The organism is Mycobacteroides saopaulense, assembly GCF_001456355.1.
In the GTDB taxonomy this organism is placed as follows: Bacteria; Actinomycetota; Actinomycetes; order Mycobacteriales; family Mycobacteriaceae; genus Mycobacterium; species Mycobacterium saopaulense.
The window spans coordinates 1,322,591-1,347,107 of sequence record NZ_CP010271.1 but is presented as its reverse complement, the minus strand read 5'-3'; the positions used below and the strand labels follow the sequence as shown (position 1 = coordinate 1,347,107).

Sequence of the window (24,517 nt, the reverse complement as noted above, 5' to 3'; positions counted from 1 at the left end):
ACGGAGAAGTCAATGAGCGCGTACGAAACCCTGAGCATCCGGCGCGATGGATATGTCCAGGTCATCGGGCTGAATCGGCCCGCCAAGCGCAATGCCTTCGACAAGACGATGCTGCAGGAGTTGTCCCTGGCACTGGCAGAGTTCGATGCCGACCCGGGCCTACGAGCCGCGGTGCTGTACGGCGAGGGAACGATGTTCACCGCTGGGCTGGACCTGGCCAGCGTGGCCGCCGAGATTCAGGGAGGCGCATCGCTCACCCCGGACGGCGGAATCAATCCGTGGCAGGTAGACGGAACGCATCTGTCCAAGCCGCTGATTGTCGCGGTCCACGGCAAGGTTCTGACGCTGGGCATCGAGCTAGCGCTCGCCGGCGACATCGTGATCGCCGATGAGACAGCTACCTTCGCGCAGCTCGAAATCAACCGCGGGATATACCCCTTCGGCGGGGCGACGATCCGCTTCCCCCGCACTGCGGGTTGGGGTAACGCCATGCGGTGGATGCTGACGGCCGACACCTTCGACGCCGCCGAGGCGCATCGCATCGGAATCGTGCAGGAGGTCGTGGCCGCGGGCCGGCATGTGGACAAGGCCGTCGCCATCGCACAGACCATCGCCCGTCAGGCACCGCTGGGTGTACAGGCCACGTTGCGCAATGCCCGGCAAGCGGTACGCGAGGGCGAGGCGAGCGCCGAGACCCAGCTGGTGCCCACCATCCGGGAACTGTTCACCACCGAAGACGCCGCACTGGGCGTACAGGCATTCCTGACCCGCACCACCGCCGAATTCGTGGGCCGCTAGCGCGCGCTCACGGCCTTCCGCACATCACCGAGCTCGCCGATGGGCACGGTGCGCGTCGAGGCAACCGGGCGCACGCCGGGGCCATCGGGCTTGGACACCATGACCACGCTGTCGATGTAAGGCTGGATGGTGGTGGTGTTCTGCACGGTCGCGACAATCACCAGCTGGAACCCGAACTTGCGGAACGCCGAGAGCGCCTGCTGCGCAAACTGTGGATCGGATTTGGAGAATGCCTCATCGAGCATCAGCTGCGCGAACACCGGCCGGTTGTCTCCCGTCTCCGGGTTGGCCAGGTTGAAGCTCAGCGCGCCGGCGAGGCAGAACGCCATCAGCTTCTCTTGCTCCCCACCGGAGTTCGCACCCGCATTGCTGTAGGTACGAATCGCTTCCCCGGTGGTGGCATCGCGTTCCTCGCAGTACAACACGAAGCGATTGCGCACATCCAATGCGTCGCGCGTCCACTGGCGGGCCTCGGGAGTCTCGGCGGCCAGTAGGTTCCGCAGCTGCAAGATGTCTTGGTACTGGTCGTGGATGGCCTTCTCGTCGCCCATGGACACTGCCACCGCACGCGCGGAGATACGCCGGGCACGTTCGTTGAGCTCGCCCACGGCTTCGAGCGCCTTGGGCTCGGCGCGCAGGGTCAGACGCGTGCCCCGATTGAACTCCACCGAGCCCAAACCGCTATTGACACGGTCGATCTGGTCGGTGATGCGATGCGCCTCTTCCTCGGCGAGCTGGTGCAGTCGCAGCACGGCGGTGGGAGCCTGCTCGGTGATGAGCCTGAGCATCCGCTCATAGGCGGCGGGCAGGTCTCGCTCGTCGATCCGGCGGCACAGCGCGACGTAGTCGTGGATCTTCTCGTCGAAGTTCTCGCTGTCGTTGGGAATCGAATCGGGGAAGTCCCGGTCGTAGGCATTGAGGATCCGGTTCAGCTCGTTGCGTGAGCGGGTGACGCTCTCTCGCAACACCGACTGATCCTTCTCGATCTGACGCCACAGCTCCAGCCGGTACGCGTCGGGTTCCAACACGTCCAGGCTGGAGGAAAGCTGCGGCACATAGGCCTCGATGCCGGAGCGAGTGTGCCCGCCCACCTCCCGCGGGCTCAGATTGTCCATCAGATCCAGCAGCCGCGTACGGCGCGAATCATGCTCGGACTCTTGCTTTCTCAACGCACCGATACGCTCCGAGAGCTTCTTGATCTCGTCGAGATACGAATCGGCCTGTTGCTGCAGGCCGGTGAGATCGGGGTTGGCCTCCAACATCGCGTCGTACTGATCTTGCAGTCGCGAGACCGCCGCCTCTGCCGAGTCGGTGTCGATCTGACTCCAATACTCGTACTGGCTGTGCAGTTTGGACCACCGCACCACTTCCGAGCGCAATTCCTCGCGCTTGGTATCCATTTCGCCGATGAACTTCTCGGCATCACCCACGGCCTGTTGCGCCTCGACCACATCGTCGGAGAGCGCAGCCCGCTTGTCACCGGCGTTGCCCTGGTAGATGTATTGCGAGGCGCGCAACTCGCGTCGGTCGTCCTTGACCGCACGCCGGTCACCGTCCTTGCGCAGACCTTGATCGGTGACCGCCCGGCGGTGCTTGCTGAACTCGTCGGGGCTGTCGACCAGCACGTAGTCACCCACGCCGGCCACCAGACTCATGGCAGCACCGGCACATTCGTGATTCGGGTTGGTCAGGCGCAGGCAGTCGGCAAGGGTGCCCGGCTCCGCGCGCCGCGGCGAGCCGGACGGGATCACCCGCTCCATCTGCAGGTAACCGCGCATCGGGTTCTCGTTGACATAGCGCAGCACCTGCCGATGATGTTGATCGGGCACCAACAGGCACAGGCCGGTGGAGCGCAGTACCTTCTCCACGGACTTGCGCCACCGCTCCTGCCCGGGGCGCAGGTCCATCAGCTCGCAGACGTATGGCAGGTCCTTGGCGGTGAGACCGAGTGCCGCGGCGATTTCCCCGCGCATGCGGTCCTCATCCGGAGGCACCGGGGTGCCCAGGTGCTCGACCCGCTTGAGTTCCGCAGAGGCGGCCCGCAATTGGTCACGAGCCGTCGACAGGGCACCGGCAGCCATGACGTAGGCGTCATGACCGGCTTCGAGTTCGGCGTTGATCCGGGTGACCGCGCGCAGGCTCTCCACCCGCATGGCTTCGAATTCCTCGGCGGATTCGATGTCCTCATCGTGGCCGAGATCCCACAGCGCGCTGTCATAGGCGGTGCGGCGGCGCGACACCTCCTCGGCGCGAGCCCGGGCGTGGACCAACTCGCTCTTGAGCGGTGCCAGATTGCTGTCTGCCGCCGCGATGCGACCCAGCAGCTTGTCGCGCTCACCGGTGAGAATGTCTTGGCGCGACTGGATTTCGTCGCATTCCCCGCCCAGCCGGGTGATCTCGGTGTCCAGTAGGTCGATCTCCGGCCCTGCCAGGGCCAAACGCTGCTGGTCTACGTAGTCGCGCACGGTGTGATGGTCCACGACATCGACGGTGGCCAGCTGCGCCGCATCACTGGCGTACGTCTGCTGGATCTGTTCGATATCGCCCAGCGTCTGCCGCTGACGCTGGGCGATGGCGAGCGCGGCCCGCGCGTCGACCAACGGGGTGATCTGTCCCAGTGCCTCGGAGATCGCCGCCATGGACTCAGGCTCGTCGAGCATGTACTCCCGCACGAACTGCTCCAGGCCGCCCACGCTCTTGAGCGACTTCGCCTTGCCCAACAGCTGCTGCGCGGCCGACGAACCCTGGATACCGACGGCGGCGTACAGCTGCTCCAGGTACCAGCGTTCGCTCTTGTGGCCACGCCAGCCCGCGCCCTCGAACACCGAGCCGGCATATCCCTTGCTCGCCCAGGCATTGCACAGATCGCGGATGTCGGCGTCGGCATCGATCAGGTAGTAACGACTCGACGAGTCCGAATCAGAACCAGGCGCAAGCCATTTGAGCACCAAGCCGGTGATCACGCGGCCGTCGGTACCCGAATAGGTCACCGCGATCGCCGACCACGCCCCACCCGTACCGCGCAGGAACATCTGCTTGGGCCGCTCTCCCGGGTTCTTCAGCTCACCCCACAGACCACGCACGTACTTGTCGACGGTGCGCTTACCCATATTGGAGCCGGCGGCGGTGGTGTCGCTGGACGCGTTGAAGTTGCGCCGGTTCGAAGACAGGAAGGCCAGTGAGATCGCGTCCAGTAGCGAGGATTTTCCACTGCCCGAGGAACCGGTGATCAGCGTGCCATTACGGCTGAATTCGATGCTGTGATAGCCATCGAAGACACCCCAGTTGATGACCTGCAGTCGGGACAGCCAGAACTGCTGGGTTGCAGTCTCATTCGTCGTCATCGGTATCGCCATCTTCTTCGTCGGTGGAGTCTTCCGGGGCGGCGCCGCCGCGCTGCAACTGCTCGTACTGGCGTTGCAATGCCTCGATCATCTGCGCGGACATCAGCGCGTTGATGACCGGGCTGATGGTGTAACTGTGCTCGTCATCGCGGGTGCGTTGCAGGATCTCCGCCTTGGACAAACGCTTGATCGCCTCGTCGACACGGTCGCGCAGCATCGCCTCGTCGCGGTCGATGTCGTGACTGACGTTGGCGAACAGCTCATGGATGTCGTCACGGCTGACCACGACATGTTCGTCATGCGCGGTCCGCGCGATCTTGGCCAGGTGCAACGCGACGATCGAGGCGTAGGTGCCCAGGGGTTCCCGTCGCAATACCCGGGCGCCGTACGCACTGGGGTTCTCCAAGGGGGCCGGTTCGGCGTACGCAACCTCGAGATCGTCGAACACCCGCAGCCGTAGGTCCAGTTCGGACAGACGCGAGGCCAACACCTTGCGGTGCTCGATCATCGATGCCCACAACTCGGGCTGACCGTCCTTGCTCAGATAACGCCGGGCCACCAAGTTCTGCAGCGCCCAGCACGCCTTGTCGGGGAGCTCACTGGCATCGCCGTCGAACCGCGGCCCCTTGACGGTTCGCGGCGCCGAAGCGTCGGGCTCGACGCCCGGAAGATCGTCAAAGTTGATGTTTCCCAAGGGCATCCCCGAGGCCTGCGTCGTCACAGCGCCACTCCCTCATCCAGGGTGGCCAGCACCGGTTCGCGGAACATCAACTGAGGTACCTCCATCACCCGGTCCTGTCCGTCAAGGGACCGGAACTTCACCTTCACCGAACCACGATCGGCTGTGTTGTCCTGCTTGAGAGCGAGCGACCACAGCACGATCACATCGCCCAGATACGGAGCCTCGACATGAGAAATCATGTCGGGCAAGGAAACTGGGCCACCGGCAACAGCGCTGTTCACCGTCTCGGCCAATGCGGCCATGTCCACCTGGGTGGCCAATGCCGAGAATCCGCTCAGATCCAGCGGTCCGGACGGCGCATCCTGCGCAAGCACCGGGGGCGCGGTGTCCTTGATGGTGAACGAGAGTGCGCCGATGGCCGCCGCTGCCGAGCGTCCCATCGGCAGCTCGGCATCGATCGGCGAATCGGCCGTCGACACCTTGAGCAGGGCGTGCCCGGCGGCCAGCGCGTCGTTGAGCTGTCGTGCGCGGCCACGTGCCTGCTCGGTCGTGCCCGCGGCGAAGAACCGCCGGATGCGCTGTGCGCAGCGCTGCTCGATGCGGGAAACCTCGGCGATCTGCTGGGAGACCAGCTTGAAGAAGTTCCTCATGACGTCACGCAGACCGGGGTCTAGTTCAGGCAATCCCTCAGCGACACAGGCGATATCGCTGCGCAGCACGGCACGCTGATCCGGATCCTGGATGGTGCGGGTGAACGCGGCATAGGAGGCGCGCTCCCGCGAATCGAAGAGGGCGTCGTAGTCGGCGAACATCCGGCGCGCGCGGTCGCGGAATCCCGAATCCGAGTCTTCGGCGGCGTCGATCAGTCCGGCGGTGATCTCGTTCTGCATGCTGCCGTAGCGCACGATGTCGGTGATCACCTGCTCCATCTGATAGGCGATGGCACGGGTCTCGTCCTCGAGGTCGACGATGTCCGGTTCGGGACGGTATCCGTCGTCGATGGCAAGCAGCTGGGTCTGCAACTCGGCGATCTGGGCTTCGATATCGGCACGCAGTCGGGACGGGTCACCGTCCAGCTGGGTGGCGACCCGCTTGAGTCCAGCGGCGATACCCGCAATGGATCCACCCGTGGCGACCGTGTCGGCGCGGCGCAGTCGGCGTACGAAGGCCAGTGCACTGCGAGCGTCCTCGGTCAGCGAGCAGACATTCTCGGCATCCGGGCCTGCGCCGTCCGATACCCGGTGCAGCCATCCGTCGCTGGCCCAACTCTTGATGAGGGCGAGTCCCGACTGCTCCCCCAGGCCGACGGCGCCCAGGTCTCTGTCGAGCCTGGCCACCAGCTGAGGTTCGGAGACCTTGGCGCTGCGGTCCAGGTGGCGCTCCATGAGCGTGATGTACGGCGCCAGGTTCTTAGCGGCCAGCAGCCGAACCGCGCGGGATTTCTGCACGTCGTCGTTGTGCGCGAACAGCTCTTCGGCTGTCAGGTCATCCATCGCACACCTCCATCACATAGCTAGCGGCTTGTCCCCCGGCCGCGCAGCCGTCATAGCCACTGGCCCGGAAAACCTACCGGGCCGAGCGGGGCGTGGCGAATGGGCTCGCTGACGTGGGACAAATGAGGCAAATGAGTTAGCTGGGACCTCAGTGGACGCCCAGCGTGCCTTCCAGGTACTGGCCCCGGCAGGCCAACCGTGCGAGCTTTCCGCTGGTGGTGCGGGGAATGCCGCCCGCGGGGAGCAATCGCACGTCAGCGGGCTCCAGACCGTACTCGGTGCCGACGGCGGCCCGGATCGCGTCGACGGCTTCCTGCGGGTCGGCCTTGGCGGTACGCGACGCACGCTCGGCCACGATCACCAGACCGTCGTCGACCGTGAACGCGGTGACGTATCCGCGCCGCACGATGGGCGAGGCGTCGGCGACGGTGGCCTCGATGTCCTGCGGGTAGTGACCGTGCCCCCCGAGGGTTATGTGGTCGGCAAGGCGGCCGGTGACATACAGCCCGCCGTCGAGGTAAAAGCCCATGTCGCCCGTGCGCAACCAGTGGCCGTCGGCGTCGGCCTTCGCCGCGTGACTGCCTTGCGGCAACGGGTGGCCAAGCCGGGCATGGAACACCCGTTCGGTGTCTTCGGGGCGGCCCCAGTATCCGCGGCCAACGTTGTTGCCCTGCAACCAGATTTCGCCGACCTGGCCGTCGGCAAGCTCGTGTTCGGTGCTGGGGTCGACGACAACGCCGTGCAGGCTGCGGGCGAGTTGACCGCAGGACACGTGGGCGGTGGCATTGGGAGCGTCCACGGCGACCTCGACCGCGCGGCCCGCCGCAAGCTGTTTGCGGTCGAGGTGCACGACCGAGGGCTCGGCATCCGGGGCGATATTGGAGATGAACAGGGTGGCCTCGGCGATTCCGTACGAGGGCTTGAACGCGGTCGGCGGTAATCCCAAGGGCGCGAACGCTTTTTCCACCGCACGGATGGCATCGATACTGACCGGCTCCGAGCCGATGATCATCACGACCTTGTCGAGGTTGATATCCGCGCCGTCCTTCGGTACGCCGCGTTGCGCCGTGTACTCGTAGGCGAAGTTCGGCGCGGCGGTGATCACGCGGCCCTCCTTGCACCCGTCGGAGAGTGCCTTGATCCAGCGCTGCGGCCGGCGGATGAACGCCGTCGGTGACATCAGGGTGGAGTGCCCACCGTAGACGGTCGGAAAGCCGATCATCGACAGACCCATATCGTGGTACAGCGGTAACCAGCTGCAGCCGTGGGTGTTTCGATCCAGCAGGTCGATGGACAGGATCATCTGCGTCAGGTTGACACCGACAGCCCGATGGGTGATCTCCACGCCCACCGGTGCGCGGGTGGCGCCCGAGGTGTACTGCAGGTGCGAGATGTCGTCCTCCACGAGGTGCACGTACTCGAACGACTCTCCCGCTTCGTCGGGTATCTCGTCGATGACGAGAATCCGTGGCGTCTCCGGACGACCGTTCAGAAACTCTTCGACCGCGGCGCGCGCCGTGGCAGTGGTCAACACCACTGAGGGCGTACAATCCGTCAACGCGGTGTCGAGGCGTTCGGCGTGTCCAGGCAGTTCGGGGGCGAACAACGGAACGGCGATCGCGCCCGCCTTGATGGCCGAGAAAAAGCCGACGATGTAATCGAGGCCCTGCGGAGCCAGGATTGCGACACGTTCACCGCGCTGGACATGGCGTTGTAGCTGCGCGGCCACGGCGTCGAGACGCACCCCGAGTTGCGACCAGGTGAGCTCGACGCGGGTGCCGTCTTCGGAGGTGGTGAAGTCGAGGTACCGATAGGCGACGGTGTCTCCGACGTTCCTGATATTGCGCTCGATGAGGGATATCAGCGTAGTGCCGGGAGGCAGCTCGATGTTTCCGTCGGAATTCAGGCAATCTTCGATGTCAAGCAAACCGTCACTGCGAACCACGTTTTCAGTCTAGGCGCGGCCGCGAGTGCAGCCGAAGTACATCGAGGTGCACTGACCCATTGGTGCGGGCGGAGGGACTCGAACCCACACGCTCTCTCAAGCACTGGCACCTAAAGCCAGCATGTCTGCCAATTTCATCACGCCCGCATGGCTCCGCCATGGTACCGCCCAGCTTGTCAGTGAGCCTGTATAGGTTCGATTCCACGGAGGGATGTTGACGCGATCACGCGAAGAATTCGAGAGTGTCCGGTTCCTCATCGAGGCCGGACTAAACGACTGCGCGATTTCCCTCCGCACCGGAATCCCGCGACGCACCGTGTGCCAATGGCGCCGTCACCCGATTCCCATGCGAATCGAGCATGCGAACGATTGCACCAAGCACAACTTCACGACACTGCCCGCAGGCCGTTACGCCTACCTCCTCGGAATGTATCTGGGCGACGGTTGCATCTCTCGATCTCCTCGAACATGGCGACTACGAATAACCTGCGACGCGAAGTATGCCGAGATAATCGCCGAATGCCGCGAGGCAATTGACGTGCTGATGCCTGGACAACTCGCAGCAATAGTCGACCGCAAGGACGGTTGCACAGACGTTTCTCTGTCGTCCAAGCATTGGCCCTGCCTGTTTCCTCAGCACGGCCCGGGCCGCAAGCACAGTCGAAAGATCGCACTGGAACCGTGGCAGCAAGAACACGTCGATCTAGCCACCGAAGAATTCCTTCGAGGCCTCATCCACAGCGACGGCTGCCGCGTCGTCGCGAATGATCGCGGGGTGGCCAGCGTGCGGTATCACTTCACCAATCGCTCCGAAGACATCCTCGGACTCTTCAGCGCTGCTCTCGACAACCTCGACATTCCCTGGACACGATCGACAGGTACGTCGTGTCCGTCTACCGCGAGGCGGCCACCGCACGTCTGGACGAGTTTCATCGGGCCGAAGCGCTGACCAGGGGCGTTGGCATCTTCACCACGCTCACGCGGTACCGTCAGAAGGTGTCCACTACACGGCGTCGGAGACCAGCGCTCATCGTGCTGGTCGGCGTCAGTGTGGTCGCGTTCCTCGGCCTGGCCTATTGGCAGTTCCAGCGCTTCGAGTCGGTGACCGGCGATGGCCAGAACCTGGGCTACGCACTGCAATGGCCGCTGTTCGCAGCATTCGTGATCTGGGCCTATCGCCGCTTCGTGCAATACGAGGACGAGGGACCGCCCCCGCCGCCCACCGATCGGGTCACCGAGATACCTCAGGGCCTGCTGCCCGAGCGCCCCGCCGCCGCCACGCCGGACCCCGCGGACCGCACACTGACCGAATACAACGCGTACCTCGCCGCCCTGGCCGAAGAAGATAGGAAGCCCGCCCCGTGACCGAGCAAGACGCCACACCCGACACGCCTGCCGTCATCACACCGGTTGAGAAGATCCGGGGCGCGCTGTGGCGCTACCGCATCCTGGCGTGGACCACGGGTGTGTGGCTGATCGCGCTGTGCTGGGAGATGTGGCTCAAATACGTTGAGCAGGTTCCGCATCCGCCGAGCTGGATCGGCATCGTGCACGGCTGGATCTACTTTGTGTACCTGATTTTCACCACCGACCTGGCCATCAAGGTGCGTTGGCCGTGGCCACGCACCATCGGCACGCTGCTCGCGGGCACCATCCCGCTGCTCGGTTTCATCGTCGAGCACTATCGCACCAAGCAGGTCAAGGAACAGTTCGGCCTCTAGGGCTTCTGCGAAAAGAATCTTTCATGTCAGGAATATTGACATGGTTTCGGACCTTGCGTACACGTATGAACATGACGCAAGCGGTTGTCGCAACTACATACGGCGGTCCAGATGTCCTGGAACTTCACGACATCGCGACCCCCGGCCCCGGCCCGGGACAGGTGCTCATCAACGTCAAGGCCGCGGGCGTTAACCCGATCGACTGGAAGCTGTACTCGGGCGCCTTCGGTACCGACCCCGACAAGCTCCCGATACGCCTTGGCCTGGAGATTTCCGGGACCATCGCGGCCGTGGGCACGGGTGTCGGCGGGCTCGTACCCGGAGACGGTGTCATTGCCGCCGGGCAGATCGGCGGCTACGCCAGCCGGATCATCGCCGGCGCGGACGAGGTGTTCAAGAAGCCCGCAGGCTTGTCGTTCGACGAGGCCGCCGGATTCCTCCTGACCGGGCAGACGGCCGTCCACCTGCTCGAAGCCACCAACGTCACCGAGGGCGACACCGTTCTTATCCACGGCGCCGCCGGTGGCGTGGGTCTGCTGGCCACCCAACTCGCGAAGGCCCGGGGCGCCACGGTGATCGCCACCGCCAGTGCCGCGCGCCACGATCAGTTGCGCGGCTATGGTGCCATCCCCGTGGAGTACGGCCCGGGTCTGCAAGAGCGCGTCAGCGCAATCGGTCCGGTGGATGCAGCACTCGACCTTGTCGGCACCGACGAGGCCGCCGACGTCTCGCTGGCGCTCGTCGCCGACAAGGACCGCATCGCCACGATCGCCGGATTCGATCGTGCCGCACGCGATGGGTTCAAGGCACTGGGCGGCGGCCCCGGCGCCGACCCGGGCACCGACATCCGGCTCGCTGCCCGCCCAGAATTGGTCCGCCTCGCGGGGAATGGCGAACTGAAGGTCACCGTCGACCGCACCTATCCCCTGGCCGAAGCACGCCAGGCCCACGAGTACGGGCAGACCGGCCACGCCCGCGGGAAGATCATCCTGCTGCCCTAGCCGCCTTCCCGCGAGCAAGGAAACCGAGGAACTAGGGAGCGGTGCGGCCCAGATTCACCAGGTTGCGCAGCATCGGCAGCAGCGCCGCCAGCGCGCGTCCGCGATGCGATACCGCGTCCTTCTCCTCGGGCGTCAGCTCCGCGGCGGTTCGCAGGCCGCCCCGTGGCACGAAGATCGGGTCGTAGCCAAAGCCGTTCTCCCCTGCGGGTTCCCGGGCAATCGACCCCTTCCAGCGTCCCTCGACGACCACCTCTTCACCCTCCGGCGTCACCAGCGCACACGCCGAGACGAACGCCGCGCCACGACGCTCGTCGGGTATGTCCGACAGCTGCGCGAGCAACAGTGCGGTGTTGGCGGCATCGTCGCCATGCCGTCCGCTCCAGCGGGCCGAAAGCACCCCCGGCATCCAGTTCAGCGCATCCACGGCGATCCCGGAATCGTCAGCTACGCAGGGCAATCCCGTCTGCTGCGCACCTTCACGCGCCTTGATGAGCGCGTTGTCCTCGAAACTCGCACCCGTCTCGGGCACTTCTTCGTACCCCGGAACATCGGTCAGCGATACCAACTCGACACCGGAGATCCCCGACGACTCAAGCACGCGCGACAGCTCGGCGAGCTTCTTCGGATTTCGGCTTGCGACAAGTATTTTCATGGCCCCCCGCCTACTATGAACCGAACGCCTTTTTCTGCGGCGCATCCGGCAGCACCCCGGGGTACGGCAACGCGAGCGCTTCCTTCTGCAGGACGAACAGCTGTTCGGCAGCACCCACGGCGGCATCCAGCAGCTTGTCGAGTGTGGACCGCGGGAAGGTCGCGCCCTCCCCGGTGCCCTGCACCTCGACCAAGGTGCCGGTATCGGTGGCCACCACGTTCATATCCACCTCGGCACGCGAATCCTCTTCGTACGGAAGGTCCACACGCACCCGGCCATCCACCACGCCCACGCTCACGGCGGCGATCGCACACGACAACGGCTCGTCATCGGCCAGCTTGCCGTGCGCGGCCAAATACGTCACCGCGTCGGCCAGCGCCACATAGGCACCGGTGATCGCAGCGGTGCGGGTACCGCCGTCGGCCTGCAACACATCGCAGTCGATGGCAATGGTGTTCTCCCCCAATGCCGACAAGTCGATACAGGCACGTAGTGAGCGTCCGATGAGGCGGCTGATCTCCTGAGTACGGCCGCCTACCCGCCCCTTGACCGACTCACGGTCGCTGCGGGTATGCGTCGACGCTGGCAGCATCGCGTATTCGGCTGTCAGCCAACCAAGTCCAGAACCCTTGCGCCAGCGCGGCACCCCCTCGGTGGCACTGGCCGTGCACATCACCCGCGTCTGGCCGAATTCGATCAACACCGAACCCGCTGGATGTGAGGTGAATCCCCGCGTGATGGTTACCGGGCGCAGTTCGTCGTCTTGTCTGCCGTCTTCTCGTCTGGACACGCCCTCGACCTTATCGTCTCCGCGACAGTGCCGAGTCTGAGTGGCAGAGCTACAGGTCGATACTCTCCCCGGCGACCACGGCGCGTACCGGACCGTCGAATGCCGACTTGGCTTCCGCGATGACATCCTCGCGCGAGGTCCACGGCGGGATGTGCGTCAGCAGCAGTTCCTTGACGCCCGCCCGGGTCGCGATCTGGCCTGCCTCGGTTCCCGACAGGTGAAGGTCCGGCGGACGATGCCCCGGCATGTGCGTCCACGACGCCTCGCACAGGAACACATCGGCATTGCGGGCCAGCTCGACCACGGCATCGCAGATGCCTGTGTCCCCGCTGTAGGCCAACACGGCGCCCGAGGTGTCCTCGATCCGCAGCCCATACGACTCAGGCGGGTGAGCCACCCGTGTGGGCGTGACCGTAAGCGATCCGAATTCGACGGGCACACCCTCGCTCCACGCATACAGGTCGAAGATGTCCGTGAAGTCGTCCACCTCGCCCCCGATCTCCGCAGAGGCGGCGCCCACCCGCACCAGGGTGTCGGCCGGTCCATACATGATCGCCTTGCCCTTGGGCGGATTCGGGTGATAACGGCGCCACACGAACAGACCGGGCAGGTCCAGGCAGTGATCGGCATGCAGATGCGACAACAGAACGGATACCGATCCAGGATCGGCGAAACGTTGCAGAGAGCCCAAGACACCGCCACCGAAGTCGATGACCAACGGTGGCGCATCCGGTGCCGTCAGGAGGTAACCAGATGCCGGTGAATCCGGTCCGGTGACACTGCCCGAGCAGCCGAGCACGGTGACTCGCACAGCCCTAGCTTGCCACGCCGGGCAAGCGTCTCGGCACAGGGTCAGAGAGGTGTTGCAATTTCGGTGTAACCAGGAACACCGCTAGCTCGAGTTTGCACTGCCGTCACAGCCGGGCCAAGGAATCGAGCCGCCAGACTGCGGAATGCGTCCGGGTCGCCGGTTGCCTCGAATACCCGCGTCGCGACCGGAGCGTCATGCGGCCGCAGCAGATCCTTCTCGGACAGCACCCGCAGCAGGTCCTTGGCAGTTTCCTCGGCGCTCGACACCAACGTCACGTCCTCACCCATAGCCAACTGGATCAACCCGGACAGCAACGGATAGTGGGTGCAACCCAACACCACCGTGTCCACCTGCGCCCGCTGCAGCGGCTCCAGATAGCCCTCGGCGAGTTGGAGCACCTGCCGTCCGCTGGTGATGCCACGCTCGACGAAGTCCACGAAACGCGGACACGCCACTGCGGTGATCTCGGTATCGCGGGCTGCCGCGAACGCATCTTGATACGCACCCGATGCGATGGTCGCCGCCGTTCCGATGACGCCGATCTTGTTGTTGTGCGTGGTGTGCACGGCTCGCCGTACGGCGGGTAACACCACCTCGATGACCGGCACCGGTGCGTAGCGTTCACGGGCGTCGCGCAGGCATGCCGCCGAGGCCGTGTTACAGGCGATCACCAGCGCTTTCACCCCACGTCCGACGAGATCGTCGCCGATGGCCAGCGCGTGCTTGCGGATCTCCGGAATGGTCAGCGGACCGTACGGTCCGTTGCCGGTATCCCCGACGTAGATGATGTCCTCATCGGGGAGCTGATCGATGACAGCACGTGCGACGGTCAATCCGCCGACCCCCGAATCGAAAATCCCGATAGGTGCCTCGCTCATGGTGTGAGCCTGGGCGGTATTCCGGAACCATGCGCGGTCTTCGCCTTGCGCTCCCGGCCGGAGAGCCAGTACGCCGCCAGTACGCCGGCGACGGCACCGCTCAGATGCCCCTGCCAGGACACCCCGAACTGACCGGGCAGCACGCCCCACAGCACACCGCCGTAGAGCACGATCACCACCAACCCGATGAGGATCTGCCCGACACTGCGGTTGAAGAATCCCCGAACGATCACGTATGTCAGCCAGCCGAAGATCAACCCCGACGCCCCGATGTGATTGGTCTCGTACGGCGTGCCGAGATTGCCGATGAGCCACGTCCCCACACCGCCGAGGACCCAGATGATCGCGGTTGCCAGGAGAAAACGTCCGATGCCGGCGGCCGCCGCCAGGAAACCCAACACGAGTGCGGGCACGGTGTTGGCAACCAAGTGACCCCAGTTGGCATGCAGCAGCGGCGCGAAGAGAATGCCGTCCAAACCGTCGGTCTCCAGCGGCCGGATGCCGTTCTCGTCGAGGCGGTGTCCGGTGACCGAATCGATGCCCTCGACGACGTACAGCAGGGCCACGAACGAGGCCACCAGAATTCCCCCGGTGACCCACTGCGGACGTCCAGAGCGCCCGGGACGGGAGGCAGCGGAACCCGAAAGCTCGGAGCCACCGCCATATCCCGTCATGCCCACAACTGCCCTTCCAGCGCGTCCTCTGCGTCATCCACGGTACCGGCGTACGCGCCGGTCGACAGGTACTTCCATCCGGCGTCGGCGACCACGAACGCGATGTCCGCGCGCTCGCCCGCCTTGACCGCCTTGGCCGCCATTCCGAGCGCCGCATGCAGAATCGCACCGGTCGAGATGCCCGCGAAGATGCCTTCGACCTGAACCAGCTCGCGGGTGCGGCGCACCGCGTCGAACGACCCCACCGAGAAGCGGGTGGTGAGTACCTCCGGGTCGTACAACTCGGGCACGAATCCCTCGTCGATGTTGCGTAACGCGTAGACGCCCTCACCGTAGCGAGGTTCGGCGGCGACGATCTGTACCCCCGGAACGTTCTCGCGCAGGAACCGCCCCGTGCCCATCAGGGTTCCGGTGGTGCCGAGCCCGGCGACGAAATGAGTGATCTCGGGCAGATCGGCCAGGATCTCCGGACCGGTGCCGTGATAGTGCGCATCCGCATTGGCCGGGTTGCCGTACTGGTACAGCATCACCCACGAGGGGTTTTGCGCGGCAAGCTCTTTGGCCGTGGCGACGGCGGTGTTGGAGCCACCTTCGGCCGGGGAGAAGATGATCCGGGCACCGTAGAGCTCAAGGAGCTGACGCCTCTCGATGGACGTGTTCTCCGGCATCACGCAGATCATCTTGTAGCCCTTGAGCTGCGCGGCCATCGCCATGGAGATGCCGGTATTGCCGCTGGTGGGCTCAAGAATCGTCGCCCCTGGTTCCAGCAATCCGTCGCGCTCGGCCTGTTCGATCATGCGCAGGGCAGGCCGGTCCTTGATGGAGCCGGTCGGGTTGCGGTCTTCCAGCTTGGCCCACAACCGCACATGAGGATCGCCGTCCCAGACCGGAGACAGTCTCTGCAACCCGACGAGCGGGGTGTTCCCCAGGGCCTGCAGCAGCGAGTCGTATCGGGTCATGTGCCGCTAGCCACCGGCCACGGCAGGCAGGATGGTGACCGAATCGCCGTCGGCGATCGCGGTGTCCAGCCCACCCGAGAACCGCACGTCCTCGTCGTTGACGTAGATGTTGACGAATCGGTGCAACTTGCCCGGAATAGCGGGGTCGACAAGTCGCTCGGAAATCCCCGAGTAGTTGGACTCCAGATCTGCAATCACCGCTTGCAGGGTGGATCCCGTTGCGGTGACGCGCTTCTCGCCACCGGTGTGGGTGCGCAGGATCGTGGGGATCGATACTTGAATCGACACGGTGAGAATTCCTTTTCTCTAGTACTGCTCGACGATGGTGATGTCCTCTTCGGTGACCACCCCATCGACGATCCGGTAACTGCGCAGCTCATGCTGCTCGGGGTCGCGGGTGGACACCAAGACGTAATGGGCATCGGGCTCTGCGGCCAAGTTGATGTCGGTACGGCTGGGGTATGCCTCGGTCGCGGTGTGGGAGTGATAGATAACCACCGGTACCTCGTCGGCGTCATCCATCGCGCGCCAAACTCGAAGCTGCTCACCGGAATCAAAGCGATAAAAAGTCGGAGATCGCTCGGCGTTGATCATGGCCACATGCCGTTCGGCACGATCGGAGCCCTCCGGGCCCGCCAGGACACCGCACGCCTCATCGGGGTGGTCGGCGCGGGCATGCTTGACCATGGCGTCGACCAGGTCTGCACGAATACGAAGCACTGCCGGTCCTTCCTACCTTCTTCAGCTGTGACGGAGCACTACGAAAACGCTCCTGGCAACACGTCACGATATGCGGGTATTCCGGCGATGCTCGCGGCGCCCACCACTGCGCGCACCACGGCCCGCTCGACTGCCTCGGCGGCGGCGATCCCCACCGAGGCTGTGAGGACCTCGGCATCACCCTCGCCAGTCCCGGTCGCGAGCACGTACAACGTGTCCCCGTCCATCGGGGTGTGCGCAGGCCTGATGGCCCGCGCCAACCCGTCGTGGGCGGCGATGGCCACGCGGCGGCACTGCGCCTTACTCAAGGCGGCATTCGTCGCCACCACGCCGATCGTCGTGTTCAACGACACCGACTTGTCCGGCAGGTTGCGCAGGTTCTCGACCTCGCCGACAGGCGGTGCACTCAGCTCAGGCACGATGTCGGCGGTCCAGGGCAGCCCCGTCGCCGGATTGATCACCAATCCAACCGGATTCGCGACGATCACGGCGCCGACGACGATGCCGCCGCCAAGACTCACGCTGGCCGACCCGACTCCACCCTTGAGCGTTCCGGCCCGGGCGCCGACACCGGCGCCCACCGCACCCCACTGCGGCGCGTCATTGGCGAGTTCGGCTGCACGGTAACCGAATTCAGCATCCGGACGGTTCTTCCAGGCGCCCACCGGCAGATCGAAGATGACCGCACCCGGCACGATGGGCACGGTGCCACCGGGCAGCGCCACTCCCCTGCCCCGTTCCTCCAGCCAGCGCATCACCCCGTCGGCGGCGGCCAATCCGTAGGCACTTCCCCCGGTGAGCACGATGGCGTCGACCGTCGACACCGTATTGGCGGGCTCGAGCAGATCGGATTCACGCGTGCCGGGAGCTCCACCGCGCACATCGACGGCGCCGGTGGTCCCCGTCGGTGCCAGCACCACGGTGGTCCCGGTGGCCCAGCCTGCTCCGAGGCTCGCATCGGGGTCTACCTGCTGGTGATGCCCGACGAGTATTCCCGGAACATCGGTGATCGCTCCAGAGAACAGACTCATACCGCCGATTTCCCCATCAAGGCGAGCACCAAGAGCTCCTGCATCACCGTCAGCCAGTGATAGATGTCCATATGCCCGGCCATGGGATCGTCCGCGGGCAGCTCCTGGGGCCCGTCGCTGTCGATCCCGAGCATCGCTCCCAGAGCCAGGCGCACGTCATTCAGCGCGGTCAACCAGGATCGCGCATCGTCCTCGGACAACTCGAATCGCCCGCCGTCTGCGGGAATCGTCCGCAGCAACCGCTGTCCGGCCTCGCGTTTGGCATCGATGATGTCCGGCTCATACAGGCTGCGTAGTGCACTGTTGAGCCCGCTGACCGCCTCGATGCTGCTGGTGCCGTCCTGGTCAGGCCGATGAAAGTCAGGCAGCAGCCGCCCCAGGGTGACATCGGTGGGGGCCTCGGTGTTGCCGGTGCGAATGCCTGTCAGCTGCGCCAGTTCGTCACTAGGCGCCGACGATTCGCGCTCGTCCAGCATCGCCAGCATGGATGTGACCATCGACTGCACCAGCGCCGCCTCGTGCGGCTCCATCTCCGAACGCAGCCGAATCCCATCGGAGGCGTTGACGCGCTTCCACTTACGCACGGATCAGCGGCTCATCGATCCTGCTGCAGAGTGGCCCACAGACCCGCGGCGTGCAGCTTGCTGACGTCGATCTCCATCGACTCGCGGGCACCGCACGACACCACGGCCTTGCCCTCGTGATGAACCTGCAGCATCAGATTGGTGGCCTCGGTCTCGCTGTAGCCGAACAGCTGCTGAAACACGTAGGCGACGTAGTTCATCAGGTTTACCGGATCGTCCCAGACAATGGTGACCCACGGCGACTGGGTCTGGTCGACGTGTTCGACAGACCTCTCCGCTGTAGTCCCTGGCAAGGCTCGCGCCGGCGCACCCATGGCCCCAGAATACCGGGACCGCCGAGTATGTCAGCACGAAGTTCTGAGTTTCCCGCCACCGCCCGAGGCCGGTCGGCGCCCGTCCACATCGCCGGATATCCCGCTAACGTGGCGCACATGACGCACCCGTCCACGTCATTGCTCACCGACAAATACGAGCTCACCATGCTTGCCGCCGCACTACGCGATGGCACCGCGGGACGTCACGCCACCTTCGAAGTGTTCGCCAGGAGGCTCCCCGACGGCCGCCGATACGGGGTGGTCGCAGGGACCGGACGGTTGCTCGAAGCCATCGCCGAGTTCCGCTTCGGATCCGAGGAATTGACATCGCTATCCAGTTTCCTGGACCGCGATGCCCTCGACTACCTGGCCTCCTACCGATTCGGTGGCGATATCGACGGCTACCCCGAGGGAGAGCTGTACTTCCCCGGTTCTCCCGTGCTGACCGTGCGCGGCACCTTCGCCGAATGCGTCATTCTGGAGACCCTGGCGCTGTCGATCCTGAACCACGACAGCGCCGTCGCGTCTGCCGCCGCCCGCATGGTGTCGGCGGCGGGAGACCGCCCGCTCATCGAGATGGGGTCGCGGCGCACTCACGAGCTCGCGGCGGTGGCCTGTGCCCGCGCGGCCTATCTGGCGGGATTCGAGTCGACGTCCAACCTTGAGGCGCAGCGCCGCTACGGCGTGCCGGCGCGGGGCACCGCCGCACATGCCTTCACACTGCTGCACGCCAAGGACGGCATGAGTCCCAGCGAGGCCGAACGCGAGGCATTCCGGGCCCAGGTGGAGGCCCTCGGCGTCGGCACCACCTTGCTGGTGGACACGTACGACATCACCACCGGGGTCGACAACGCCATCGCGGTCGCGGGTCCCGAACTCGGGGCGGTGCGTATTGATTCGGGTGACCTGGGCATGTTGGCCCGGCAAGTCCGGGCACAGTTGGACGCGCTGGGCGCGCACCGAACCCGCATCGTCGTCTCCGGAGACCTCGACGAGTACTCCATAGCCGCCCTACGCGCCGAGCCCGTGGACATCTACGGGGTGGGTACCTCGGTGGTGACCGGCTCCGGGATGCCGACGGCCGGGATGGTCTACAAACTCGTCGAGATCGACGGTATACCCGTAGCTAAACGCAGCAGCCACAAGGAATCTCACGGCGGCCACAAGTGTGCCCTGCGTATCGCCAAAGCGACCGGCACCATCCTCGAGGAAGTCGTGTACCGCGCCACCGCCGGGCAGCCGGAGGTGGCCGAGCCGCACCGCACACTCACGGGGGCGTTGATACGCGGCGGTGAGCCAGTCACCGCCGACTCACTCGACGACGCCCGGGAGCGCGTGCGGACGGGATTGTTGAGCCTGCCGTGGGAAGGGTTGGGCCTTTCCCACGGGGATCCTGCGATTGCCACCCGGCTGGTGGGATAATTCGGGTCCGGAGGTCACATGGCAGCCAGAAGGCAATGGGCGGGAACCACTCCCGAGGAGCGTAGGGCTACGCGTCGACGCGCACTGCTCGACGCGGGTATCGCCGCACTCGGTGCCATCGACGGCCCGGCACTGACCATCCGCACCGTGTGCCGGTCTTCCGGTGTCTCCGAACGCAATTTCTACGAGGAGTTCGGCGACCGGGACGACTTCGTGCGCGCCGTGTACCAGGACGTGCTCGAATCCGTGATGCGTGTTGTCACCGAATTCGCCCCCGACGGGGACGATTTGGAGACCCGCGCGGTCGAGACCTTTATCGGCGCGACCGTCGACAACCCCGAGTACGGCCGCATCATGATGCTGGCTCCGTTCACCGAGCCGACCCTCGGCAGCGTGGGGTTCGCCGGGTCGATGGCCTTCGCCTCGCTGGCCGAGAAGGCACTGATCGATGTCGACGACCCGGGCCGCCGCCGGTTCCTGTCGGTATCGCTCGTCGGCGCCGCCTCGGGCGCCATCATCGACTATCTGCGCGGAGATCTGGCGATCAGTCGCGACGAGCTGATCGACTACATCTCGCGCATGGGCCGCCAGGTGTCGGCCATCTTCGACTGAGCACCGGCCGGGTACCGTCGATCCATGGGCAGGGCGCTTATCGTCGTCGACGTGCAGAACGACTTCTGCGAGGGAGGATCGCTGCCCGTATCCGGTGGTGCCGCACTCGCCCGGGCGCTGAACGACCTCACCAGGTCCGGAACGTACGACGCCGTGGTGGCGACCCGCGACTTTCACGTCGACCCCGGCGGTCATTTCTCCGAAACCCCGGATTTCGAGACCAGTTGGCCGCCGCACTGCCGGGTCGGCACGCCCGGTGCGGACTTTCACCCGGACCTGGACCTCACCCCCGTCGACGAGGTGTTCTCCAAAGGCGCCTATGCCGCCGCATATTCGGGCTTCGAAGGCGTCTGTACCGACGGCACCACTCTGGCAACCTGGTTGCAGGCCCGAGATCTGGACAGCGTGGACGTGGTGGGAATAGCCACCGACTACTGCGTGTCCGCTACTGCCCGTGACGCGGTGCGCGAGGGGCTGCATACCCGTGTGCTGACCGTGTATTCTGTTGGCATTGGCCAAGAATCGGTCAGCCGCGCCCTGGAGGAGCTCCAAGGCGCCGGCGTCGAGGTGATCCGCTGAAGGAAACCGACGCAACCGCATCCACAGGCCTGCTCGCCACCGCCGTCGCAGCACTCGGCGGCACAGAACGCGCAGGGCAGCTCACCATGGCCACCGCCGTCGAGCACTCCCTGCACAGCGGTGAGCACCTGGTGGTCCAGGCCGGCACCGGCACCGGGAAGTCCCTGGCGTACCTGGTGCCCGCGATCGCTCACGCCATCCAGGAGTCTTCCCCGGTCGTGGTTTCGACGGCAACCATCGCGCTGCAACGCCAGCTTGTGGATCGCGACCTGCCCAGGCTCGCCGATGCCCTGACGCCGTCCCTGGCCCGCAGGCCCAGGTTCGCCATTCTCAAGGGCCGCGGAAACTACCTGTGCCTCAACAAATTGCACAACGGCGCCGCCTCCGATCAGGAGGCACCGGACACCTTGTTCGAGCCCTTCGCTGCCAGCGCGCTCGGCCGCGATGTGCAGCGGCTCAACGAGTGGGCCGAAGAAACCAAGACCGGGGATCGCGATGAGCTCAAGCCCGGCGTCCCCGACCGCTCCTGGTCACAGGTCAGCGTGTCGGCGCGCGAGTGCCTCGGCGCCACGCGATGCCCGTTCGGCACGGAGTGCTTCGCCGAGCTGGCCCGGCTCGACGCCGGCCAGTCCGATGTGGTGGTCACCAACCACGCGCTGTTGGCCATCGATGCCATCGCCGACATAAACATCCTGCCCGAGCATGACGCGGTGATCGTCGATGAGGCACATGACCTGGTTGACAGGGTGACAAGCGTTGCCACCCAAGAACTCTCGGCGGTCGGACTCACCGTCACCATCCGGCGTATCGGCCGCCTGGTGTCACCGGAGACGGCAAGCCGGTTCGAGGCGAGCTCGGCGACGTTCTCCTCGCTGATCCACGACAGCCGGCCGGGCACCATCGATCGCGCGGACGAGGAGACCGTCACCTACCTGACCGCATTGCGTGACGCCGCCGCCGCGGCACGCACCGAGATTCCCACGGGCCAGTCCACCGACCCGGCCACGGCCTCGGCGCGTTCAGAAGCTGTTGCCGCACTAGATGACATCGTCGATGCCGCTTCGTCGGCTCTGGCATGCTGGGCCGAACCGGACATCACAGCGCGTCCCAATGTGGTGTGGCTGGATCACGAGGAGAACCGAGGCTCGGTGCGCCCGGTACTGCGCGTTGCGCCGCTCTCGGTGGCCGGGCTGCTACGCACCCGCCTGTTCGGGCAACGCACCGTCGTCCTTACCTCCGCCACGCTGGCCCTAGGCGGGAAGTTCGACGCGATGGCCGCCTCCTGGGGGCTGCCCGCCCGGGAGCCCGGTGCGGAACCCACCGCCGAGCCGAAGGCCACCTGGCATGGCATCGATGTCGGATCTCCGTTCCAGCACGAGAAATCCGCCATCCTCTATCTGGCACGACACCTGCCCGCCCCGGGGCGCGACGGCCTCGGAGCGGCAACACTCGACGAGATCGAGACGCTGGTCCGCGCGGCAGGGGGTCGCACCCTCGGGCTGTTCTCCTCGATGCGCGCCGCCAAAGAGGCTTCCGAGGAGATGCGCACCAGGCTCGACACTCCGGTGCTGTGCCAGGGTGACGACGCGACATCGGTTCTGGTCGAGCAGTTCAGCGCGGACCCCGAGACCTCACTGTTCGGAACCCTGTCCCTATGGCAGGGCGTCGACGTACCCGGGCCCTCGCTGTCGCTGGTACTCATCGACCGAATTCCGTTCCCGCGTCCGGATGACCCGTTGCGAGCTGCGCGACAACGAGCGATCAGCGCCCGCGGCGGCAATGGCTTCATGGCGGTGGCGGGCACCCAGGCAGCGCTACTGCTGGCACAGGGAACCGGCCGACTGTTGCGTAGCGCACACGACAGAGGCGTTGTCGCGATACTTGATTCACGAATGGCAACGGCGGGCTACGGCGGATTTCTGCGGGCATCACTGCCGCCGTTCTGGTCGACACACGACTTGTCGGTGGTCACCGCCGCACTGCAACGCCTGATGACCAAGCACAAGGCGACCTATGCTGGAGGGGGCACCCGCACCCGGGGATAGCCGCAGCAGAGGGATGGCCATGTCGATTCCGGTCAGGTGGTTCCACACATCGACGGCGATCCTGGCCTGCTTCGTTCTCGGACTCTCGGCGTGCGCGAATGCCATTGACGGCGAATCGGTTTCACAACTGGGCAACGCCTATCAAGTCGCCGGGCTACCGGTTGTCGACGGTCCCTCCGGACTGCGATCACACCCCAAACCGACCGACAGGGCGGTGCGCGGCACCGACGATGGAGAGACGGACCGTCTCGCATTGAATGCGGTCGCCGACATCGAGGACTTCTGGCAGGACGCCTACCCCAAGACCTTCTGGGCCACTTTCCGTCCGGTGGAATCGCTGATGTCATGGGATAGCGGCGGCTCCACCGCGGCGGAATTCTGCAACCACCCCACGGTCGGCTTCGACAACGCCGGGTACTGCATCAGCCAGAACAGCCTCGGCTGGGACCGAGGAGCGCTGCTGCCCAAGCTGGTGCGGATGTTCGGGCCCATGGCGGTACCGATGACACTGGCCCACGAGTACGGGCACGCCGTCGCGCACCTGTCGGAGATGGTCGACTCGCAGACGCAGACACTGGTCGGCGAGCAGATGGCCGACTGCCTGGCCGGTACCTACCTGAGGTGGGTGGCGCAGGGCAGCTCACCACGTTTCACGCTGAGCACCGGCGACGGCCTCAACACGGTCATCTCCGCGCTCATCGCTTTCCGGGACAACCCGATCGAGGCCGGCGACGCCATCGACTCACACGGATCCGCCTTCGAACGGGTATCGGCGTTCCAACGCGGATTCATGGACGGGGCGGCCCCATGCACCCGGATCGACATGGCCGAGATCACCAAGCGCCACGGGGGCCTGCCGGTGAACCTGCCCGTGGGCGAATCGGGCGACATACCCGTCTCCGCCGACACCCTGCGCGCCCTGATGACAGTCCTGCGAGCGGTGTACGCACCTGCAGAGCCGCCGCGACTGTCGTTGTCGGGCGCGGCGTGCGACGAGGCCGGGCGCCGTGTGGAAGGCGCGGCTGCGGTGTACTGCCCTGGTTCCAACACCGTGGCCCTGGATCTACCGCGACTGACCGAACTGGCTCGGCCCACCCACGACAAGGGGCTGATAACCGGCGATTTCACTGCCTACTCGATGGTCATATCCCGCTATGCACTGGCGGTCGAGAATCAACATGATCTTCCCCTCGACACCGGGCAGAGCGCCCTGCGCGCCGCCTGCCTGACGGGTGTCGCTTCTGCGGCGATGGCCCGCCCCAGCGTGCCCACCCGGGAACCCAATCCCTTCGTGCTCGCCGCCGAAGACCTCGACGAGGCGGTGTCCGGGCTGCTGACCAACGGCGTGGTGGCCAGCGATGTCAACGGAACCACCATCCCGGCCGGCTTCTCACGCATCGATGCTTTCCGCGACGGAGTGGCAGGATCGACCGATCGCTGCCTCAGGCGTTACGGCTGAACT

General features: G+C 65.5%; 25 protein-coding genes and 1 tRNA gene. 10 read left to right on the top strand and 16 right to left on the bottom strand.

From position 1 onward, the window contains the following. The first annotated feature begins 12 nt into the window (after positions 1–12). Entirely contained in the window at positions 13–798 is a 786-nt protein-coding gene (locus MYCSP_RS06770; protein ID WP_088413439.1) for a crotonase/enoyl-CoA hydratase family protein, read from the top strand. Here the strand turns inward: MYCSP_RS06770 and MYCSP_RS06765 are convergent. The 5 genes from MYCSP_RS06765 to MYCSP_RS06745 form a co-directional block, all read right to left on the bottom strand. Then, entirely contained in the window at positions 795–4,142 is a 3,348-nt protein-coding gene (locus tag MYCSP_RS06765; protein ID WP_088413438.1) for an ATP-binding protein, read from the bottom strand. The genes MYCSP_RS06770 and MYCSP_RS06765 overlap by 4 nt on opposite strands. Further along, positions 4,129–4,863: a DUF4194 domain-containing protein gene (locus MYCSP_RS06760; RefSeq protein WP_083013941.1), complete on the bottom strand. Its 735-nt coding sequence runs from the start codon at positions 4,861–4,863 to the stop codon at positions 4,129–4,131. The genes MYCSP_RS06765 and MYCSP_RS06760 overlap by 14 nt, the downstream gene beginning before the upstream one ends. Then, positions 4,860–6,317, bottom strand: a complete 1,458-nt coding sequence (locus MYCSP_RS06755; protein WP_088413437.1) for a DUF3375 domain-containing protein — start codon at positions 6,315–6,317, stop codon at positions 4,860–4,862. The genes MYCSP_RS06760 and MYCSP_RS06755 overlap by 4 nt, the downstream gene beginning before the upstream one ends. Before the next feature lie 148 nt (positions 6,318–6,465). Further along, positions 6,466–8,262 (bottom strand): fatty acyl-AMP ligase, encoded by a 1,797-nt coding sequence (locus tag MYCSP_RS06750; RefSeq protein WP_088413436.1) that lies wholly within the window; start codon positions 8,260–8,262, stop codon positions 6,466–6,468. A gap of 60 nt (positions 8,263–8,322) precedes the next feature. Further along, positions 8,323–8,409 (bottom strand) — tRNA-Leu (locus MYCSP_RS06745). A gap of 199 nt (positions 8,410–8,608) precedes the next feature. On the opposite strand from MYCSP_RS06745, the gene MYCSP_RS06740 reads away from it, so the two are divergent. The 4 genes from MYCSP_RS06740 (at position 8,609) to MYCSP_RS06725 (ending at position 10,984) form a co-directional block, all read left to right on the top strand. After that, positions 8,609–9,211, top strand: coding sequence for an LAGLIDADG family homing endonuclease (locus MYCSP_RS06740; protein WP_235629527.1), 603 nt, complete (start codon positions 8,609–8,611; stop codon positions 9,209–9,211). Positions 9,212–9,258: 47 nt separating this feature from the next. Further along, positions 9,259–9,627 (top strand): hypothetical protein, encoded by a 369-nt coding sequence (locus tag MYCSP_RS06735; protein ID WP_070911351.1) that lies wholly within the window; start codon positions 9,259–9,261, stop codon positions 9,625–9,627. Continuing rightward, complete coding sequence (locus MYCSP_RS06730; protein ID WP_070911352.1) at positions 9,624–9,983, top strand: DUF3817 domain-containing protein; 360 nt, start codon at positions 9,624–9,626, stop codon at positions 9,981–9,983. The genes MYCSP_RS06735 and MYCSP_RS06730 overlap by 4 nt, the downstream gene beginning before the upstream one ends. Before the next feature lie 65 nt (positions 9,984–10,048). After that, a complete protein-coding gene (locus MYCSP_RS06725) occupies positions 10,049–10,984 on the top strand; it encodes an NADP-dependent oxidoreductase (protein WP_162266211.1) in 936 nt (311 codons plus the stop codon). A gap of 31 nt (positions 10,985–11,015) precedes the next feature. On the opposite strand, the gene rdgB is transcribed toward MYCSP_RS06725, so the two are convergent. The 11 genes from rdgB to clpS are packed head-to-tail and all read right to left on the bottom strand — an operon-like array spanning position 11,016 to position 18,397. Next, positions 11,016–11,636, bottom strand: coding sequence for an RdgB/HAM1 family non-canonical purine NTP pyrophosphatase (gene rdgB / locus MYCSP_RS06720; protein ID WP_088413435.1), 621 nt, complete (start codon positions 11,634–11,636; stop codon positions 11,016–11,018). A gap of 13 nt (positions 11,637–11,649) precedes the next feature. Then, the gene (gene rph / locus MYCSP_RS06715; RefSeq protein WP_043076058.1) at positions 11,650–12,426 is read right to left on the bottom strand and encodes a ribonuclease PH; all 777 of its coding nucleotides are present in this window, start codon (positions 12,424–12,426) and stop codon (positions 11,650–11,652) included. 49 nt (positions 12,427–12,475) lie between these two features. Next, positions 12,476–13,237, bottom strand: coding sequence for a cyclic nucleotide-degrading phosphodiesterase (locus MYCSP_RS06710; RefSeq protein WP_083013936.1), 762 nt, complete (start codon positions 13,235–13,237; stop codon positions 12,476–12,478). A gap of 41 nt (positions 13,238–13,278) precedes the next feature. Next, positions 13,279–14,115 carry a glutamate racemase gene (gene murI / locus MYCSP_RS06705; protein WP_070911356.1) on the bottom strand — a complete coding sequence of 279 codons (837 nt, stop codon included), beginning with the start codon at positions 14,113–14,115 and terminating at the stop codon, positions 13,279–13,281. Beyond that, on the bottom strand, positions 14,112–14,789 hold the full coding sequence (locus MYCSP_RS06700; protein WP_070911357.1) for a rhomboid family intramembrane serine protease: 678 nt from the start codon (positions 14,787–14,789) through the stop codon (positions 14,112–14,114). Before MYCSP_RS06700 ends, murI begins: the two co-directional genes overlap by 4 nt. Further along, on the bottom strand, positions 14,786–15,748 hold the full coding sequence (locus MYCSP_RS06695) for a cysteine synthase (protein ID WP_083013934.1): 963 nt from the start codon (positions 15,746–15,748) through the stop codon (positions 14,786–14,788). Before MYCSP_RS06695 ends, MYCSP_RS06700 begins: the two co-directional genes overlap by 4 nt. A gap of 6 nt (positions 15,749–15,754) precedes the next feature. Continuing rightward, positions 15,755–16,036 carry a MoaD/ThiS family protein gene (locus MYCSP_RS06690; protein ID WP_070911359.1) on the bottom strand — a complete coding sequence of 94 codons (282 nt, stop codon included), beginning with the start codon at positions 16,034–16,036 and terminating at the stop codon, positions 15,755–15,757. An 18-nt stretch (positions 16,037–16,054) separates the two neighbouring features. Continuing rightward, the gene (locus MYCSP_RS06685) at positions 16,055–16,468 is read right to left on the bottom strand and encodes a Mov34/MPN/PAD-1 family protein (protein WP_070911360.1); all 414 of its coding nucleotides are present in this window, start codon (positions 16,466–16,468) and stop codon (positions 16,055–16,057) included. A gap of 38 nt (positions 16,469–16,506) precedes the next feature. Beyond that, complete coding sequence (locus MYCSP_RS06680; protein ID WP_088413434.1) at positions 16,507–17,499, bottom strand: P1 family peptidase; 993 nt, start codon at positions 17,497–17,499, stop codon at positions 16,507–16,509. Further along, entirely contained in the window at positions 17,496–18,083 is a 588-nt protein-coding gene (aosR, locus tag MYCSP_RS06675; protein WP_083013932.1) for an oxidative stress transcriptional regulator AosR, read from the bottom strand. Before aosR ends, MYCSP_RS06680 begins: the two co-directional genes overlap by 4 nt. 11 nt (positions 18,084–18,094) lie before the next feature. Further along, positions 18,095–18,397: an ATP-dependent Clp protease adapter ClpS gene (clpS, locus tag MYCSP_RS06670; protein WP_043076067.1), complete on the bottom strand. Its 303-nt coding sequence runs from the start codon at positions 18,395–18,397 to the stop codon at positions 18,095–18,097. Between the two features lie 117 nt (positions 18,398–18,514). Between clpS and MYCSP_RS06665 the strand changes: the two genes are divergently transcribed. Genes MYCSP_RS06665 through MYCSP_RS06645 form a run of 5 tightly spaced genes read left to right on the top strand, consistent with a single transcriptional unit; the run spans position 18,515 to position 24,514 of the window. Then, complete coding sequence (locus MYCSP_RS06665) at positions 18,515–19,819, top strand: nicotinate phosphoribosyltransferase (protein WP_088413433.1); 1,305 nt, start codon at positions 18,515–18,517, stop codon at positions 19,817–19,819. Between the two features lie 18 nt (positions 19,820–19,837). Continuing rightward, positions 19,838–20,431 carry a TetR/AcrR family transcriptional regulator gene (locus MYCSP_RS06660; protein ID WP_070911364.1) on the top strand — a complete coding sequence of 198 codons (594 nt, stop codon included), beginning with the start codon at positions 19,838–19,840 and terminating at the stop codon, positions 20,429–20,431. A 24-nt stretch (positions 20,432–20,455) separates the two neighbouring features. Next, a complete protein-coding gene (locus tag MYCSP_RS06655; RefSeq protein WP_088413432.1) occupies positions 20,456–21,010 on the top strand; it encodes an isochorismatase family protein in 555 nt (184 codons plus the stop codon). Next, positions 21,007–23,055 carry an ATP-dependent DNA helicase gene (locus tag MYCSP_RS06650; protein ID WP_162266320.1) on the top strand — a complete coding sequence of 683 codons (2,049 nt, stop codon included), beginning with the start codon at positions 21,007–21,009 and terminating at the stop codon, positions 23,053–23,055. The genes MYCSP_RS06655 and MYCSP_RS06650 overlap by 4 nt, the downstream gene beginning before the upstream one ends. Before the next feature lie 19 nt (positions 23,056–23,074). Continuing rightward, positions 23,075–24,514: a neutral zinc metallopeptidase gene (locus MYCSP_RS06645; RefSeq protein ID WP_088415487.1), complete on the top strand. Its 1,440-nt coding sequence runs from the start codon at positions 23,075–23,077 to the stop codon at positions 24,512–24,514. The last annotated feature ends 3 nt before the right edge of the window (positions 24,515–24,517 follow it).